This window comes from Rhizobium sp. KDH_Rht_773_N, from assembly GCF_052946295.1.
In genome coordinates this window covers 344,434-359,571 of sequence record NZ_CM129525.1, presented here as the reverse complement: position 1 = coordinate 359,571, position 15,138 = coordinate 344,434, and the positions used below count along the sequence as shown (strand labels likewise).

At 62.4% G+C, this 15,138-nt stretch carries 17 protein-coding genes and 2 tRNA genes; 18 read left to right on the top strand and 1 reads right to left on the bottom strand.

Translation table 11 applies throughout. From position 1 onward, the window contains the following. Positions 1-98: 98 nt before the first annotated feature. Positions 99-1,088, top strand: coding sequence for a zinc-dependent alcohol dehydrogenase family protein (locus tag ACU8HS_RS01895; RefSeq protein ID WP_113412395.1), 990 nt, complete (start codon positions 99-101; stop codon positions 1,086-1,088). A 55-nt stretch (positions 1,089-1,143) separates the two neighbouring features. Here the strand turns inward: ACU8HS_RS01895 and ACU8HS_RS01890 are convergent, their stop codons facing one another. Continuing rightward, a complete protein-coding gene (locus ACU8HS_RS01890; protein ID WP_113412394.1) occupies positions 1,144-2,130 on the bottom strand; it encodes an aldo/keto reductase in 987 nt (328 codons plus the stop codon). A gap of 150 nt (positions 2,131-2,280) precedes the next feature. Between ACU8HS_RS01890 and ACU8HS_RS01885 the strand changes: the two genes are divergently transcribed. From ACU8HS_RS01885 to nuoK, 17 genes are all read left to right on the top strand, one after another. Further along, the gene (locus ACU8HS_RS01885; protein ID WP_112702948.1) at positions 2,281-2,682 is read left to right on the top strand and encodes a (R)-mandelonitrile lyase; all 402 of its coding nucleotides are present in this window, start codon (positions 2,281-2,283) and stop codon (positions 2,680-2,682) included. A gap of 333 nt (positions 2,683-3,015) precedes the next feature. After that, positions 3,016-3,092 (top strand) — tRNA-Asp (locus tag ACU8HS_RS01880). Between the two features lie 73 nt (positions 3,093-3,165). Next, positions 3,166-3,242 (top strand) — tRNA-Asp (locus ACU8HS_RS01875). A gap of 248 nt (positions 3,243-3,490) precedes the next feature. Then, positions 3,491-3,856, top strand: coding sequence for an NADH-quinone oxidoreductase subunit A (locus tag ACU8HS_RS01870; RefSeq protein ID WP_097611397.1), 366 nt, complete (start codon positions 3,491-3,493; stop codon positions 3,854-3,856). Then, positions 3,847-4,431 (top strand): NuoB/complex I 20 kDa subunit family protein, encoded by a 585-nt coding sequence (locus tag ACU8HS_RS01865; protein WP_447015303.1) that lies wholly within the window; start codon positions 3,847-3,849, stop codon positions 4,429-4,431. The genes ACU8HS_RS01870 and ACU8HS_RS01865 overlap by 10 nt, the downstream gene beginning before the upstream one ends. A gap of 18 nt (positions 4,432-4,449) precedes the next feature. After that, on the top strand, positions 4,450-5,052 hold the full coding sequence (locus ACU8HS_RS01860) for an NADH-quinone oxidoreductase subunit C (protein ID WP_112566276.1): 603 nt from the start codon (positions 4,450-4,452) through the stop codon (positions 5,050-5,052). Between the two features lie 41 nt (positions 5,053-5,093). Beyond that, positions 5,094-5,459: a four helix bundle protein gene (locus ACU8HS_RS01855; protein ID WP_447015302.1), complete on the top strand. Its 366-nt coding sequence runs from the start codon at positions 5,094-5,096 to the stop codon at positions 5,457-5,459. Between the two features lie 79 nt (positions 5,460-5,538). Next, positions 5,539-6,729, top strand: a complete 1,191-nt coding sequence (locus tag ACU8HS_RS01850; protein WP_447015301.1) for an NADH-quinone oxidoreductase subunit D — start codon at positions 5,539-5,541, stop codon at positions 6,727-6,729. Further along, positions 6,729-7,001 carry a hypothetical protein gene (locus ACU8HS_RS01845; protein WP_377314211.1) on the top strand — a complete coding sequence of 91 codons (273 nt, stop codon included), beginning with the start codon at positions 6,729-6,731 and terminating at the stop codon, positions 6,999-7,001. Before ACU8HS_RS01850 ends, ACU8HS_RS01845 begins: the two co-directional genes overlap by 1 nt. A 16-nt stretch (positions 7,002-7,017) precedes the next feature. Beyond that, positions 7,018-8,163, top strand: coding sequence for an NADH-quinone oxidoreductase subunit E (locus ACU8HS_RS01840; RefSeq protein ID WP_447015300.1), 1,146 nt, complete (start codon positions 7,018-7,020; stop codon positions 8,161-8,163). Between the two features lie 12 nt (positions 8,164-8,175). Beyond that, positions 8,176-9,480 carry an NADH-quinone oxidoreductase subunit NuoF gene (nuoF, locus tag ACU8HS_RS01835; RefSeq protein ID WP_112566284.1) on the top strand — a complete coding sequence of 435 codons (1,305 nt, stop codon included), beginning with the start codon at positions 8,176-8,178 and terminating at the stop codon, positions 9,478-9,480. 4 nt (positions 9,481-9,484) lie between these two features. Next, positions 9,485-10,144, top strand: coding sequence for a 5' DNA nuclease (locus tag ACU8HS_RS01830; RefSeq protein ID WP_447015299.1), 660 nt, complete (start codon positions 9,485-9,487; stop codon positions 10,142-10,144). A gap of 224 nt (positions 10,145-10,368) precedes the next feature. Continuing rightward, positions 10,369-12,450 carry an NADH-quinone oxidoreductase subunit NuoG gene (gene nuoG / locus ACU8HS_RS01825; RefSeq protein WP_447015298.1) on the top strand — a complete coding sequence of 694 codons (2,082 nt, stop codon included), beginning with the start codon at positions 10,369-10,371 and terminating at the stop codon, positions 12,448-12,450. A 12-nt stretch (positions 12,451-12,462) separates the two neighbouring features. Beyond that, the gene (gene nuoH / locus ACU8HS_RS01820) at positions 12,463-13,509 is read left to right on the top strand and encodes an NADH-quinone oxidoreductase subunit NuoH (protein WP_112566290.1); all 1,047 of its coding nucleotides are present in this window, start codon (positions 12,463-12,465) and stop codon (positions 13,507-13,509) included. 37 nt (positions 13,510-13,546) lie between these two features. Beyond that, a complete protein-coding gene (gene nuoI / locus ACU8HS_RS01815; RefSeq protein ID WP_112566292.1) occupies positions 13,547-14,038 on the top strand; it encodes an NADH-quinone oxidoreductase subunit NuoI in 492 nt (163 codons plus the stop codon). A gap of 143 nt (positions 14,039-14,181) precedes the next feature. Then, on the top strand, positions 14,182-14,799 hold the full coding sequence (locus tag ACU8HS_RS01810) for an NADH-quinone oxidoreductase subunit J (protein WP_377314203.1): 618 nt from the start codon (positions 14,182-14,184) through the stop codon (positions 14,797-14,799). A 25-nt stretch (positions 14,800-14,824) separates the two neighbouring features. Next, the gene (nuoK, locus tag ACU8HS_RS01805) at positions 14,825-15,133 is read left to right on the top strand and encodes an NADH-quinone oxidoreductase subunit NuoK (protein WP_007823900.1); all 309 of its coding nucleotides are present in this window, start codon (positions 14,825-14,827) and stop codon (positions 15,131-15,133) included. Positions 15,134-15,138: the final 5 nt, after the last annotated feature.

Sequence of the window (15,138 nt, the reverse complement as noted above, 5' to 3'; positions counted from 1 at the left end):
AACTCATAGTTTATTCTGTCGTGCTTTCCGGCCAATTTATCTTCAATAATCCGTCTGTCATAGCTCATTCGGTTCGATTGTTTTGGAGTCGTTGGCAAATGGCACGCGTAATCCGCTTTCACGAGATCGGCGGTCCCGAGGTTCTTCGCATCGAGGACCTGGATATTCCGGCACCGGGGCCGGGGCAGGTCCGGATCCGCGTCAAGGCGCTCGGCATCAACCGCGCCGAAGCGCTGTTGCGCTCCGGCGCCTATATCGAGACGGCGCCGCTGCCTTCGGGTCTGGGTCTCGAGGCGGCCGGTCTGGTCGATACGGCAGGCGAGGGCGTGGATGGTTTTGCGCCCGGCGATGCTGTCAGCATCGTCCCGCCGATCTCCATGGTCCGCTGGCCGGCTTATGGCGAGCTTATCAATTTTCCCGCCGAATTCGTCGTCAGGCATCCGCCGGCGCTCTCCTGGGAGGCGGCCGCCGCCGTCTGGATGCCGTATCTGACGGCCTACGGCGCGCTCGTCGATATTGCCCGGTTGGGCAAGGGCGATTTTGTCGCCGTCACCGCGGCCTCCAGCAGCGTCGGGCTCGCCGCCATCCAGATCGCCAACACGGTCGGCGCGACGCCGGTCGCGATCACCAGGACCTCGTCGAAACGCCAGCCGTTGCGTGAAGCCGGTGCTGCCGACGTCATCGCCTCGCAGGAGGAGGACGTGGAAAGGCGGCTCAAGGAAATCGCCGGCCCGGATGGCCTGCGCGTCGTCTTCGATGCCGTCGCCGGTTCGATCTTCGAACCGCTGACGGCGGCGATGTCGCCGGGTGGCATTCTCATCGAATATGGTGGCCTGAGCCCGCAGCCGACGCCGTTTCCGCTTGCCGCCGTGCTCGGCAAATGCCTGACCTTACGCGGCTATCTGGTTCATGAGATCGTGCGCGATCCCGTGCGGCTGGCGGCGGCAAAGGCTTTCATTCTCGATGGCCTCGCATCCGCTGCGCTCAAGCCCGTCATCGCCAGGACCTTTCCTTTCGAGCAGATGGTCGAGGCGCACCGCTTTCTGGAATCGAACGAGCAGTTCGGCAAGATCGTCGTGACGGTCTGACATGGTCTCCGGCCCGGACGGAAAGTGCTGTCCGGGCCGGACGATCTGCCGGCGCCTACCAGCGCTGATGCACATGCGGCGCGATCAGGCGCTCGTAGATTTCGCGCGTCGCCGCCATGACGTCGGCCGAAAGCGGCGCAAGATCGGCGGCGGCCGCATTCGCGCTCGCCTGTTGGGCATTGCGTGCGCCGGGAATGACGACGGTGACGGCCTCCGCCATCAGGATCCAGCGCAGCGCGAAGGCCGCCATGCCGGCACCGGCGGGGACGAGCTTGCGCACGTCCTCGACCGCCTGTAGGCCGACCTCGAAAGGCACGCCCGCGAAGGTCTCGCCGACATCGAAGGCTTCGCCGTGACGGTTGAAGCTGCGGTGGTCATCGCTCGCGAACTGGGTGTCGCGGGTGATCTTGCCGGACAGGAGGCCGCTTGCGAGCGGCACCCGCGCGATGACCGCCACGTTCTTGCGGCGGGCTTCGCCGAAGAAGAGGTGATCGGGACGCTGGCGGAAGATGTTGTAGATGATCTGGATGCTGACGACGCCGGGATATTCGATCGCCTTCAAGGCTTCCTCGACCTTCTCGACGCTGACCCCGTAGCCCTTGATCTTGCCTGCCTTCTGCAGCTCGTCCAGAGCCGCGAAGACCTCCGGGCGGTAGAGCACCTCCGTCGGCGGGCAGTGCAACTGCACGAGATCGAGACTGTCCACCTGCAGGTTCTTGAGGCTGCGGTCGATGAAGCCTTCGAGATTGGCCTTGTTGTAGCCCTCGGCGACATGCGGGTTGAGACGGCGGCCGGCCTTGGTCGCAACCATCGGGCGTTGGCCGCCCCGCGCCTTCAGCACGTCGGCAATGATCTTTTCGGAGCGCCCGTCGCCGTAAACGTCGGCGGTATCGATGAAGGTCATGCCGGCGTCGAGCGCGGCATTCAGCGCTGCGCGGCCGTCCGCTTCGCTGACGTCGCCCCAGGAGCCGCCGATCTGCCAGGCGCCGAAGCCGACATCGGTGACGGTAAAGGGCAGGCGGCCGAAAGCATGATGTTTCATGAAAAATCCTCCGTTCGTGATGAAAGGCCCTCGCAGTAGCAGGCACCGGGGAGGGCGGCAATCGCCGATGCCGCTTGGATCGCCTGCTGCGATCAAATATCCTTGTGCGCGACGGCTTCAACGGCAGACGACGCAAGAACAGGAAAGACCATGGATATCAAGACTGCAGGTTCGCGCCCCTCGACGAAGGCCCAGGCTGATTATTTCACCGGTTCGGTCCGGCTGGATCCGCTCGTCGAAGCGCCTGAGCCGGCCCGCGTGCGGGCCGCGCATGTGACCTTCGAACCGGGCGCGCGCACCGCCTGGCATACCCATCCCCTGGGCCAGACATTGATCGTGACCGCCGGCAGGGGGCTCGTTCAGACCTGGGGCGGAGAAATCAGGGAAGTCCGCCCCGGCGATGTCGTCTGGTTCGCGCCGGGCGAGAAACATTGGCATGGCGCAAGCCCGCAGACGGCGATGAGCCACATCGCCATCCACGAAGCGCTGAACGGCAGCGCCGCAGACTGGCTGGAGCAGGTCAGCGACGAACAATATGCCGGCAGGGCCTGAGCCGGACGCGAGCCGACAAGCGGCGCATGGAGGCGATTCGCGCTTGCCTGCGGATCGCGCGGCCGGTGCGGCGGCAGGACCGCGCAAGCGCAAGGGCCAAAGGTCTGTGGAAAAGCGGCGCGCCCGGACGGGCCCTCGCGACACGGCGTTGCCAAGGCGGAATTGCCGGATTGGCGGGAGATCGGCAAAGGCTTTCCGAAACAATTTCCGGACTGTCATGGTTTTGTCTCCAAACCTGCTTGACACTAAATGGGGAACCCCTTAGTTAGCCGCTCATCCAAACGGCCAGCCCGTTCGGAGAGGGTGCCCAGGCACCGGATTGCTTGAAAGAATGCGGGTGTAGCTCAGTCGGTTAGAGTGCCGGCCTGTCACGCCGGAGGTCGCGGGTTCGAGCCCCGTCACTCGCGCCATTTCAAGGCAGGCGGCAAATCGTCGCTGTCGGTCCGGTTTCGTGTTATCCTCATGGTCCGAAAGGTCCAATGCGCGGGTGTAGCTCAGTCGGTTAGAGTGCCGGCCTGTCACGCCGGAGGTCGCGGGTTCGAGCCCCGTCACTCGCGCCATTCATCTCCGAAAAGCCATGCAGTTTCCGAGGGTCAGCCATGCGGCCTTCCACGACATTTGCGGATTTGTCGCGACATCATTGCATCTGCTTGATAATGTCCGTCCGGCACTGTTCGAATAGCTTCTGTAAAAGTCTTGCGCCGGGGCTCCGGCTGCGCTAACCACGGCTTGTTGCAACGCACGTTCGCTTGCCGGGCATTTGCCCAGTTGCGCCGCCCGGCGCCGCCGGCAAGCAGGGATGAACATGATGACCGAACTGCTCAGTTCCTATATTCCGATCGCTATTTTCATCGGCATCGCGCTCGTAATCGGCCTGGCGCTTCTCATTGCGCCGTTTGCCGTTGCCTTCAAGGCGCCCGATTCGGAAAAGCTCTCGGCCTACGAATGCGGCTTCAACGCATTCGACGACGCCCGCATGAAGTTCGATATCCGCTTCTACCTCGTGTCGATTCTCTTCATCATCTTCGACCTTGAAGTTGCCTTCCTTTTCCCCTGGGCCGTTTCCTTCGGCGCGATCGGCTGGTTCGGCTTCTGGTCCATGATGGTCTTCCTCTTCGTGCTGACCATCGGCTTTATCTATGAATGGAAGAAGGGAGCCCTGGAATGGGAGTAGTCCCCGCTGGCAATCAGACGCTCGTGGCACCGCAGCCGAAGGGGGTCATCGATCCCTCGACCGGCAAGCCGATCGGCAGCAATGACGCGTTCTTCGGCGAGATCAACAATGAGCTCGCCGACAAGGGTTTTCTCGTCACCTCGACCGACGAGTTGATCAACTGGGCTCGTACCGGCTCGCTGATGTGGATGACCTTCGGTCTTGCCTGCTGCGCCGTCGAGATGATGCAGCTCTCCATGCCGCGTTACGACGTCGAGCGCTTCGGTTTTGCCCCGCGCGCCTCGCCGCGCCAGTCGGACGTCATGATCGTCGCCGGTACGCTGACCAACAAGATGGCGCCGGCGCTGCGCAAGGTCTACGACCAGATGCCGGAGCCGCGTTACGTCATCTCCATGGGCTCCTGCGCCAATGGCGGCGGCTATTACCACTATTCCTATTCGGTGGTTCGCGGCTGCGACCGCGTCGTGCCGATCGACATCTACGTGCCGGGCTGTCCCCCCACGGCAGAGGCGCTGCTTTACGGCGTGCTTCTGCTGCAGAAGAAGATCCGCCGCACCGGCACGATCGAACGCTAAGGGCAAGGACAGGACATTATGAGCGAAGCCCTCACTGAGCTTTCGTCGTATCTTTCGCAAGCACGCGGCAACCTGATTGCCGCCTCGCAGCTGAAATACGGCGAGCTGACGCTGACGACGACCGGCGAAAACCTGATCCCGCTGCTGACCTTCCTGCGTGACGACGCCAAGTGCGGCTTCGTCAACCTGACGGATATTTGCGGGGTCGACTGGCCGCAGCGCGAACTGCGCTTCGATGTCGTCTACCATCTTCTGTCTCCGAAACAGAACCTGCGCATCCGCGTCAAGGTGGCGACCGACGAGGATACGCCGGTTCCCTCCGCCTGCGCCGTCTATCCGGGCGCCGACTGGTTCGAGCGCGAAACCTGGGACATGTACGGCGTCCTCTTCACCGGCCATCCGGACCTGCGCCGCATCCTGACCGACTACGGTTTCGAAGGCCACCCGCTGCGCAAGGACTTCCCGACGACCGGTTTCGTCGAAGTCCGCTACGACGATGCGGCAAAGCGCGTCGTTTACGAGCCGGTGGAACTGAAGCAGGAATTCCGCAATTTCGATTTCTTGTCCCCCTGGGAAGGCACGGAATACGTGCTGCCGGGGGATGAAAAGGCGAAGCAGTAACGCGAATAGTGAGTAGCGAATAGCGAATAGTTGGAAGGGGCGTGCAGACGATAAACTCCTACAAGGATCTTAGGGTCTGGCAGGTGGCAATCGACCTTGCGGTAGAGTGTTATCAGTTGACTCAAAGATTTCCGAAGGAGGAGGTCTATGGTCTGACGGCCCAGATACGCAGGGCGGCGACTTCGATTGCCGCCAACATTGCTGAAGGGCACGGTCGTGAAGTCACGGGAAGTTTCATTCAGTTTTTGCGTATCTCCCAGGGTTCGCTGAAGGAATTGGAAACGCATATGCTCATTTCTCATCGTATTGGTTTGATCGATGAGGGCGAGTTCAGGCAGATGGCCGGAAGGTGCGACGAAATCGGACGGATGATTCGGGCGCTAATACGGAGTCTCCAGGAGAAGTGATGAGACTGAACGAAACTATTCGCTATTCGCCATTCGCTATTGGCTTGATTGGCAGCGCGTTTGGCATGGAGCACGCAGCATGACCGAACATAACGTCCGTAACTTCAACATCAATTTCGGGCCGCAGCATCCGGCAGCGCACGGCGTTCTGCGTCTTGTGCTGGAGCTTGACGGCGAAATCGTGGAGCGCGTCGATCCGCATATCGGCCTGCTGCACCGCGGTACCGAAAAGCTGATCGAGACCAAGACCTATCTTCAGGCCGTTCCCTATTTCGATCGCCTCGACTACGTCGCGCCGATGAACCAGGAACATGCCTATGCGCTGGCGGTCGAAAAGCTGCTCGGCATCGAGATCCCGATTCGCGGCCAGTTGATCCGCGTTCTCTACTCGGAAATCGGCCGTATCCTGTCGCATCTGCTGAACGTCACCACGCAGGCCATGGACGTCGGCGCGCTGACGCCGCCGCTCTGGGGCTTCGAGGAGCGCGAGAAGCTGATGGTGTTCTACGAGGGTGCCTGCGGCGCGCGCATGCATGCTGCCTATTTCCGTCCGGGCGGCGTTCATCAGGATCTGCCGGAACAGCTGGTGCAGGACATCGGCAAGTGGTGCGACGAATTCCCGTCCAAGCTCGACGATATTGACGACCTTCTGACCGGCAATCGCATCTTCAAGCAGCGTAACGTCGATATCGGCGTCGTCTCGCTGGAAGATTGCTGGGCCTGGGGCTTCTCGGGCGTCATGGTGCGCGGTTCGGGTGCTGCCTGGGACCTGCGCCGCGCGCAGCCCTACGAATGTTATTCGGATCTCGAGTTCGACATCCCGATCGGCAAGAACGGCGACTGTTACGACCGTTACCTGATCCGCATGATCGAAATGCGCGAATCCTGCAAGATCATGAAGCAATGCGTGAACCGCCTGCTCGGCGACGCCAGGACCGGTCCCTTCTCGTCGATCGACGGCAAGGTCGTTCCGCCGAAGCGCGGCGAGATGAAGCGGTCGATGGAAGCGCTCATCCACCACTTCAAGCTCTATACCGAAGGTTATCACGTTCCGGCCGGCGAGGTTTACGCAGCCGTCGAGGCGCCGAAGGGCGAGTTCGGCGTCTACCTCGTCTCCGACGGCACCAACAAGCCGTACCGCTGCAAGATCCGTGCTCCGGGTTATGCGCATCTGCAGGCGATGGACTTCATGTGCCGTGGCCACCAGCTTGCCGACGTCGCGGCCGTTCTCGGTTCGCTCGACATCGTCTTCGGCGAGGTGGACCGGTAATGCAGGCTCTGCCGCTCGCAGCTGCACTTCTTCTCTCGGCCTCTGCCGCTCTTGCGCAGGAAGCCGGCAAGCTCGGCACGCCGCTGGGTCACGAGGAGGCGCAGCAGCCGGCAGAGCAATCGTCCATGGGCGAGCTTTTGTCCAAGGGCTACGAGATCAAGGCCGCTGTGCCGAATGGCGGCAAGTTTGTGGTATTTATGCAAAAAGACCAGTCGGCCTATGCCTGTGAAATGCAGTCCTTGACTGCTTCGCGGTGTGGAACGCTAAACTGACAAGGCGTGAGGAAGAATGTCCGTTCGTCGATTAGCCGAAGATCAATTCCAGCCGGCCGCATTCGCTTTCAGCGATGAAAACGCGGCCTGGGCGGAAAAGACGATCCAGAAATATCCCGCAGGCCGTCAGCAATCCGCGGTCATTCCGCTGCTGATGCGCGCGCAGGAACAGGACGGTTGGGTCACGCGAGCGGCGATCGAAAAGATCGCCGACATGCTGGACATGGCCTATATCCGCGTTCTCGAAGTGGCGACTTTCTACACCCAGTTCCAGCTGCATCCGGTCGGCACCCGCGCTCACGTGCAGGTCTGCGGCACGACGCCCTGCATGCTGCGCGGCTCGGAAAAGCTGATGGACGTCTGCCGCAGCAAGATCCACCACCACCCGTTCGAGCGCAATGCCGAAGGCACGCTCTCCTGGGAAGAGGTCGAGTGTCTCGGGGCCTGCGTCAATGCTCCGATGGTGATGATCGGCAAGGACACCTACGAGGACCTGACGCCGGAGCGCCTGGAAGAGATCATCGATGTTTTTGCCGCCGGCAACGGCGCGAGCGTCAAGGTCGGCCCGCAGATCGACCGTCATCTCTCCTCGCCCGAGGGTGGTCCGACGACGCTGCTGGACGATATTGCCGTCACCCGCGCCCGCGTTGCCGAAGCCCCGGCCGCCAAGCCGGCCGACGCCGCGCCGGTTCCGCCCTCCGAGGCCGCCCGCCCGAGGAGCACCGATGCCGAAACCAATGCGTCGCTGAAGACGCCGGCAACGGCGCCCAAGGCATCGGCCAGGAACGCCAAGGCTGCCGAAGCTCAGCCGCTGTCCGGCACGGCTGCTTCCGAACCCGTGGCAAAGCCTGCCGCGGAAGCCGCGCCAAAACCGTCGCTGAACGACAAGAACCGCCCGGCCGGCATCGAAAGGCCCGCCGCTCCGGACGATCTCAAGATGATCTCGGGCGTCGGCCCGAAGATCGAAGCGACGTTGCATGAAATCGGCATCTTCACCTTCGCGCAGATTGCGGCCTGGAAGAAGGCCGAACGCGAATGGGTCGACGGGTTCCTGAATTTCCGCGGCCGCATCGAGCGCGACGACTGGGTCAAGCAGGCCAAGGCGCTCGCCAAGGGCGGCGAAGCGGAATATATCAAGGTCTTCGGCAAGAAGCCGCGGTAAGAGGTGTGAGACATGCTGCAAGATAAAGACCGCATCTTTACCAATATCTACGGCCTCAAGGACAAGTCCCTGAAGGGCGCGATGAGCCGCGGCCATTGGGACGGCACCAAGCAGATCCTCGAAAAGGGCCGCGACTGGATCATCGAAGAAATGAAGGCGTCCGGCCTTCGCGGCCGTGGCGGCGCAGGCTTCCCGACCGGCCTCAAATGGTCCTTCATGCCGAAGCAGAACGATGGCCGTCCGCACTATCTCGTCGTCAATGCCGACGAATCGGAGCCCGGTACCTGCAAGGACCGCGATATCATGCGCAACGATCCGCACACGCTGATCGAAGGCTGCGTGGTGGCAAGCTTCGCCATGGGCGCCAACACCGCCTATATCTATGTGCGCGGCGAATATATCCGCGAGCGCGAAGCCCTGCAGGCGGCAATCGACGAGTGCTACGATGCGGGCCTTCTCGGCAAGAACAACAAGCTCGGCTGGGATATGGACATTTTCGTCCACCACGGCGCCGGTGCCTATATCTGCGGCGAAGAGACCGCGCTGCTCGAAAGCCTTGAAGGCAAGAAGGGCCAGCCGCGCCTGAAGCCGCCGTTCCCGGCCAATATGGGTCTCTACGGCTGCCCGACGACGGTCAACAATGTCGAATCGATCGCCGTTGCCCCGACTATCCTGCGCCGTGGCGCCGGCTGGTTCTCCTCCTTCGGCCGTCCGAACAATGTCGGCACCAAGCTGTTCATGCTCTCGGGCCACGTCAACCGTCCCTGCACGGTCGAGGAAACGATGGGCATCACCTTCCGCGAACTGGTGGACAAGCATGCCGGCGGCATTCGTGGCGGCTGGGACAACCTGCTTGCCGTCATTCCCGGCGGCGCATCCTGCCCGATCGTTCCGGCCAAGGACATCATGGACTGCCCGATGGATTTCGACGGCCTGCGCGCCGTCGGCTCCTCCTTCGGCACGGCCGCCTCGATCGTCATGGACAAGTCCACCGACGTCATCAAGGCGATCGCCCGTATCTCGGCCTTCTTCAAGCATGAGAGCTGCGGCCAGTGCACGCCCTGCCGCGAAGGCACGGGCTGGATGTGGCGCGTGATGGAGCGCATGGCGCGCGGCAACGCCCAGAAGCGCGAAATCGACATGCTGTTCCAGGTCACCAAGCAGATCGAAGGGCACACCATCTGTGCGCTCGGCGACGCCGCCGCATGGCCGGTCCAGGGCCTGATCCGTAACTTCCGCCCGGAAATCGAAGCCCGCATCGACCAGTACACGGCCAATGCCCTCGATCACGGTGCGGTTCTGGAGGCGGCCGAGTAAGCGCATGACGACCAGGGTGTCCGACAGCAAGACAGGGGAAGGGGCAGCCGATTTTGCGGCTGACTTCGGCCGCCTTGCTGCCGGCATGCTGGAAAGTGCGCGGGCCATGCCCGTCCATCCGCTGATGGCGCATCCGGCTGCGGCCTTTGCTGCGGCCACCGCGATCGGCTTCGGCATTTCCACCCAGATGGCCGGCGTCTTTTTCGGCGCGCTGCAGGGTGCGCTCGAGACGGCGAATCTGGCGGCCGCAGCGCTCGACGAAATGCCGCCGGACGAAGAGACGCCGGAGATGGATATCCGTCCGGAGAATATTCGCCGCCCGGCCGAAACGGCTGCGCCGGTTCGCAAGGCGGCAAAGCCGAAGCTGACGGTCGTGTCCGCCAAGGCTCCGGCCGCGGAGGCGGTAAAGCCGGCGGTTGCCAAGAAGAAGCCGGCCGCAAGGTCCAGGAAGGTTGACGACCTCAAGCTGATTGCCGGCATCGGTCCGAAGCTTGAGCAGGTGCTGAACAAGAAAGGCATCCGCACCTTTGCCGATATTGCGGCATGGAGCGATCAGGACGTTGCGAGCCTGGATGCCGAACTCGGCGTCGACGGCCGCATCCGGCGCGACGACTGGGTTGGCCAGGCCAAGGTGCTGGCGACGCGGGGCCGCAGGAAGAAATAGGTTTCCGGCCGCGGGCGACGGCTGGAGGAATGGCAGGTCGATCGGCGGGGCAGGGGGCTCCGGGTCGTGATGCCGATGGCGGGTTCCGGGTCTCGGAGCCGGCAAGGAGAATTTGGGCAATACCGGCGCCAGGACGGACGAAATCTCCGCCTTGGCAATACGGATGTTGCAAAAATAGGTTTGTTTGCCGGTACCCGGCGAACGGGAAACAGGACTGAGTGACGATGGCAAAACTGAAGATTGACGGTAACGAGATCGAAGTTCCGGATCATTTCACGCTGCTGCAGGCGTGCGAAGAGGCCGGCGCTGAAGTTCCGCGCTTCTGCTTCCATGAGCGCCTGTCGGTTGCCGGCAATTGCCGCATGTGCCTCGTCGAGGTCAAGGGCGGTCCGCCGAAGCCGCAGGCTTCCTGCGCCATGGGCGTGCGCGATATCCGCGGCGGCCCGAACGGCGAACTGCCGGAAGTCTTCACCAACACGCCGATGGTCAAGAAGGCCCGCGAAGGCGTGATGGAATTCCTGCTGATCAACCATCCGCTCGATTGCCCGATCTGCGACCAGGGCGGCGAATGCGACCTGCAGGACCAGGCCATGGCCTTCGGCATCGACACCTCGCGCTACCAGGAAGACAAGCGCGCCGTCGAAGACAAATATATCGGCCCGCTCGTCAAGACGGTCATGAACCGCTGCATCCACTGCACACGTTGCGTCCGCTTCACGACCGAAGTTGCCGGCATTTCCGAACTCGGCCTGATCGGCCGCGGCGAGGATGCCGAAATCACCACCTATCTCGAGCAGGCCATGACCTCCGAGCTGCAGGGTAACGTCGTTGACCTCTGCCCGGTCGGCGCGCTCACCTCCAAGCCCTTTGCCTTCACGGCCCGTCCGTGGGAACTGAACAAGACCGAATCGATCGACGTCATGGACGCCGTCGGCTCTGCCATCCGCGTCGATACGCGCGGTCGCGAAGTCATGCGCATCCTGCCGCGCGTCAACGAAGCGGTGAACGAAGAGTGGATCTCCGACAAGACCCGCCACGTCTGGGACGGCCTGAAGACGCAGCGCCTCGACCGCCCCTACGTCCGCAAGGACGGCCGCCTGCAGCCGGCAAGCTGGGGCGAGGCCTTCGGCGCCATCAAGGCTGCCGTTGCGGCAACGTCCGGCGACAAGATCGGCGCGATCGCCGGCGATCTCGCCTCCGTCGAAGAAATGTACGCGCTGTCCGAACTGGTAAAGTCGCTCGGTTCCGAGAACCTCGACTGTCGCCAGGATGGGACGGCACTTGATCCGTCGCTCGGCCGCGCAAGCTACCTCTTCAACCCCACCATCGCCGGCATCGAGCAGGCCGACGCGCTGCTCATCGTCGGCGCCAACCCGCGCTTCGAAGCTGCCATCCTCAACGCCCGCATCCGCAAGCGCTACCGCCGCGGCGGCTTCCCGATCGGCATGATCGGCGAGGGCGGCGAGCTGCGTTACAAGTACGACTATCTCGGCTCCGGCCCGGATACGCTGAAGGACATTGTCGACGGCGGCCACGCCTTCGCCGAAGTCCTCGCCAAGGCTTCCAAGCCGATGATTATCGTCGGCCAGGGCGCGCTCACCCGCACGGATGGCGCCGGCGTGCTCGCAACGGCAGCTAAGCTCGCCGTCAATGTCGGCGCGATCGCTGAAGGCTGGAACGGCTTTGCCGTCCTCCACACCGCCGCCTCCCGCGTCGGCGGTCTCGACCTCGGCTTCGTGCCGGGCGCCAAGGGCGTCAACGCCGCCGAGATGCTGAAGGCCATGGACGTGCTCTTCCTGCTCGGCGCCGACGAACTCGACTTCTCGGCCAAGGCCGCGAAGTTCACCGTCTATATCGGCTCGCACGGCGATAACGGCGCGCATGGCGCCGATGTCATCCTGCCGGCTGCCGCCTATACCGAAAAGTCCGGCACCTGGGTCAACACCGAAGGCCGCGTCCAGATGGGCAACCGCGCCGGTTTCGCACCGGGCGACGCCCGCGAGGACTGGGCGATCATCCGCGCCCTTTCCGACGTGCTCGGCAAGAAGCTTCCCTTTGATTCTCTCGGCGAACTGCGCGGCAAGCTCTATGCGGCATTCCCGCATTTCGCCGCCATCGACGAGATCGCCGAAGGCGATAGCGCCCAAATTGCCGCACTGGCGAAAAAAGCCGGTAAGATGAACAAATCCGGGTTTGCGTCGCCGGTCAAAGACTTCTATTTGACGAACCCGATAGCGCGCGCCTCGGCTGTCATGGCCGAGTGCTCGGCATTGGCCCGCAACAATTTCAAAGTCGCGGCAGAGTAAGGGCAGGAACTCATGGATTCTTTCTTCTCGACCTATGTCTGGCCGGCGATCATCATGATCGGTCAGTCGCTGCTGCTGCTCGTCTGCCTGCTGGTCTTCATCGCTTACATCCTGCTTGCCGACCGCAAGATCTGGGCTGCCGTGCAGCTGCGCCGCGGCCCGAACGTCGTCGGTCCCTTCGGCCTGTTCCAGTCCTTCGCCGACCTTTTGAAGTTCGTCTTCAAGGAGCCGATCATCCCGGCCGGCGCCAACAAGGCGGTCTTCCTCCTCGCCCCGCTTGTCACCGTGCTCCTGGCGCTGTCGACCTGGGCGGTCGTGCCGCTCGCAGACGGCTGGGTCGTTGCCAACATCAATGTCGGCATCCTCTACATCTTCGCGATCTCCTCGCTCGAAGTGTACGGCATCATCATGGGCGGCTGGGCTTCGAACTCGAAGTATCCGTTCCTCGGCGCGCTGCGCTCTGCCGCACAGATGGTGTCTTACGAAGTCTCGATCGGCTTCGTCATCGTCACCGTGCTTCTCTGCGTCGGCTCGCTGAACCTGACCGATATCGTCAACGCCCAGCGCACCGGCCTCGGCACGATGGTCGGCCTGCCGAACTCGTTCCTCGACTGGCACTGGCTGGCGCTGTTCCCGATGTTCATCGTCTTCTTCATCTCGGCGCTCGCCGAGACGAACCGCCCGCCCTTCGACCTTCCGGAAGCCGAATCCGAACTCGTCGCCGGCTTCATGGTCGAATACGGCTCGGCTCCGTACATGATGTTCATGCTCGGCGAATATGCGGCGGTCGTCCTGATGTGCTCGCTGACGACCATCCTCTTCCTGGGGGGCTGGCTGCCGCCGGTCGATTTCTGGCTCATCAACTGGGTGCCGGGCATCATCTGGTTCATGCTGAAGGCGTGCCTGGTGTTCTTCATGTTCGCCATGGTCAAGGCTTTCGTGCCCCGTTACCGCTACGACCAGCTCATGCGTCTCGGCTGGAAGGTCTTCCTTCCGCTGTCGCTCGCCATGGTCATCATCGTTGCATTCGTGCTGAAACTGACGGGATGGGCAGGCTGATGTCCAACCTCGTTTCCGGCAAAATTGGAGATTGAAGATGGGAAGCCTGTCCGCCTCCATCAACTCGCTTTTCCTCAAGGAATTCGTCGGCGCCTTCTTCCTGTCGATGCGCTATTTCTTCAAGCAGAAGGCGACGATCAACTACCCCTTCGAAAAGGGTCCGGTCAGCCCGCGCTTCCGCGGCGAACATGCGCTGCGCCGCTATCCGAACGGCGAAGAGCGTTGCATCGCCTGCAAGCTGTGCGAAGCGATCTGTCCCGCTCAGGCGATCACCATCGAGGCCGGCCCGCGCCGCAATGACGGCACCCGCCGAACGGTGCGTTACGACATCGACATGGTGAAGTGCATCTATTGCGGCTTCTGCCAGGAGGCGTGCCCGGTCGATGCGATCGTCGAAGGCCCGAATTTCGAATTCGCCACCGAGACCCGCGAAGAGCTCTACTTCGACAAGCAGCGGCTGCTCGACAACGGCGACCGGTGGGAGCGTGAAATCGCCCGCAATATCGCGATGGATGCGCCGTACCGCTGATTGAAATTTGAAATGCCGCGGCAAGGGCGCTCTTGTCCGCCGCGGTCAACATGCACCGGGGCTTTGCCGGCAGATGCCGTGCGAAGTCCTATCGGGCAGGGAAACTCCCGGCTGCCCCGGGGGAAGATGAAAAAGGCACCAACATGGGTCTGCAGGCTCTATTTTTCTATCTTTTCGCCTTTGTCGCGATAGCGTCGGCGTTCATGGTCATCTGGGCGAAGAACCCGGTCCACTCGGTTCTGTTCCTGATCCTGGTGTTCTTCAACGCAGCCGGTCTCTTCCTGCTGCTGGGTGCCGAATTCCTGGCGATGATCCTGCTCGTCGTCTATGTGGGCGCGGTCGCGGTTCTCTTCCTCTTCGTGGTGATGATGCTCGACATCGATTTCACCGAGCTTCGCGCCGGTGTCCTCGAATATGCGCCGATCGGCGCGCTGATCGGCCTCATCCTCGCCGCCGAACTGATCGTCGTCATCGGCGGCAGCGCGATTTCGCCCGAGATCGCCAAGACGGTCGCCATGCCGATCCCGGCCTTTAGCGAACGCACCAACACGGCGGCGCTCGGCGACGTGCTCTACACGGACTACGTCTATTTCTTCCAGATCGCCGGTCTGGTCCTGCTGGTCGCCATGATCGGCGCGATCGTGCTGACGCTGAAGCATCGCACCAATATCAAGCGGCAGAATATTTCCCGCCAGGTTGCCCGCACGCCCGCGACCGCCGTCGAGGTGGTCAAGGTCAAGCCGGGGCAGGGCGTGAACTGAACCGAGAGGTCAAGGAACAAAGAATATGGTCATCGGACTCTCCCACTATCTCACGGTCAGCGCCATCCTCTTCACGATTGGCATCTTCGGCATCTTCCTGAACCGGAAGAACATCATCGTCATCCTGATGTCGGTCGAACTGATCCTGCTGTCGGTCAACATCAACATGGTCGCCTTCTCGTCCTTCCTCAACGATATCGTCGGCCAGGTCTTCGCACTGTTCATTCTGACCGTTGCCGCCGCCGAAGCGGCGATCGGTCTTGCAATTCTCGTTGTCTTCTACCGCAACCGCGGTTCGATCGCGGTCGAAGACGTCAATATGATGAAGGGCTGAGCGGC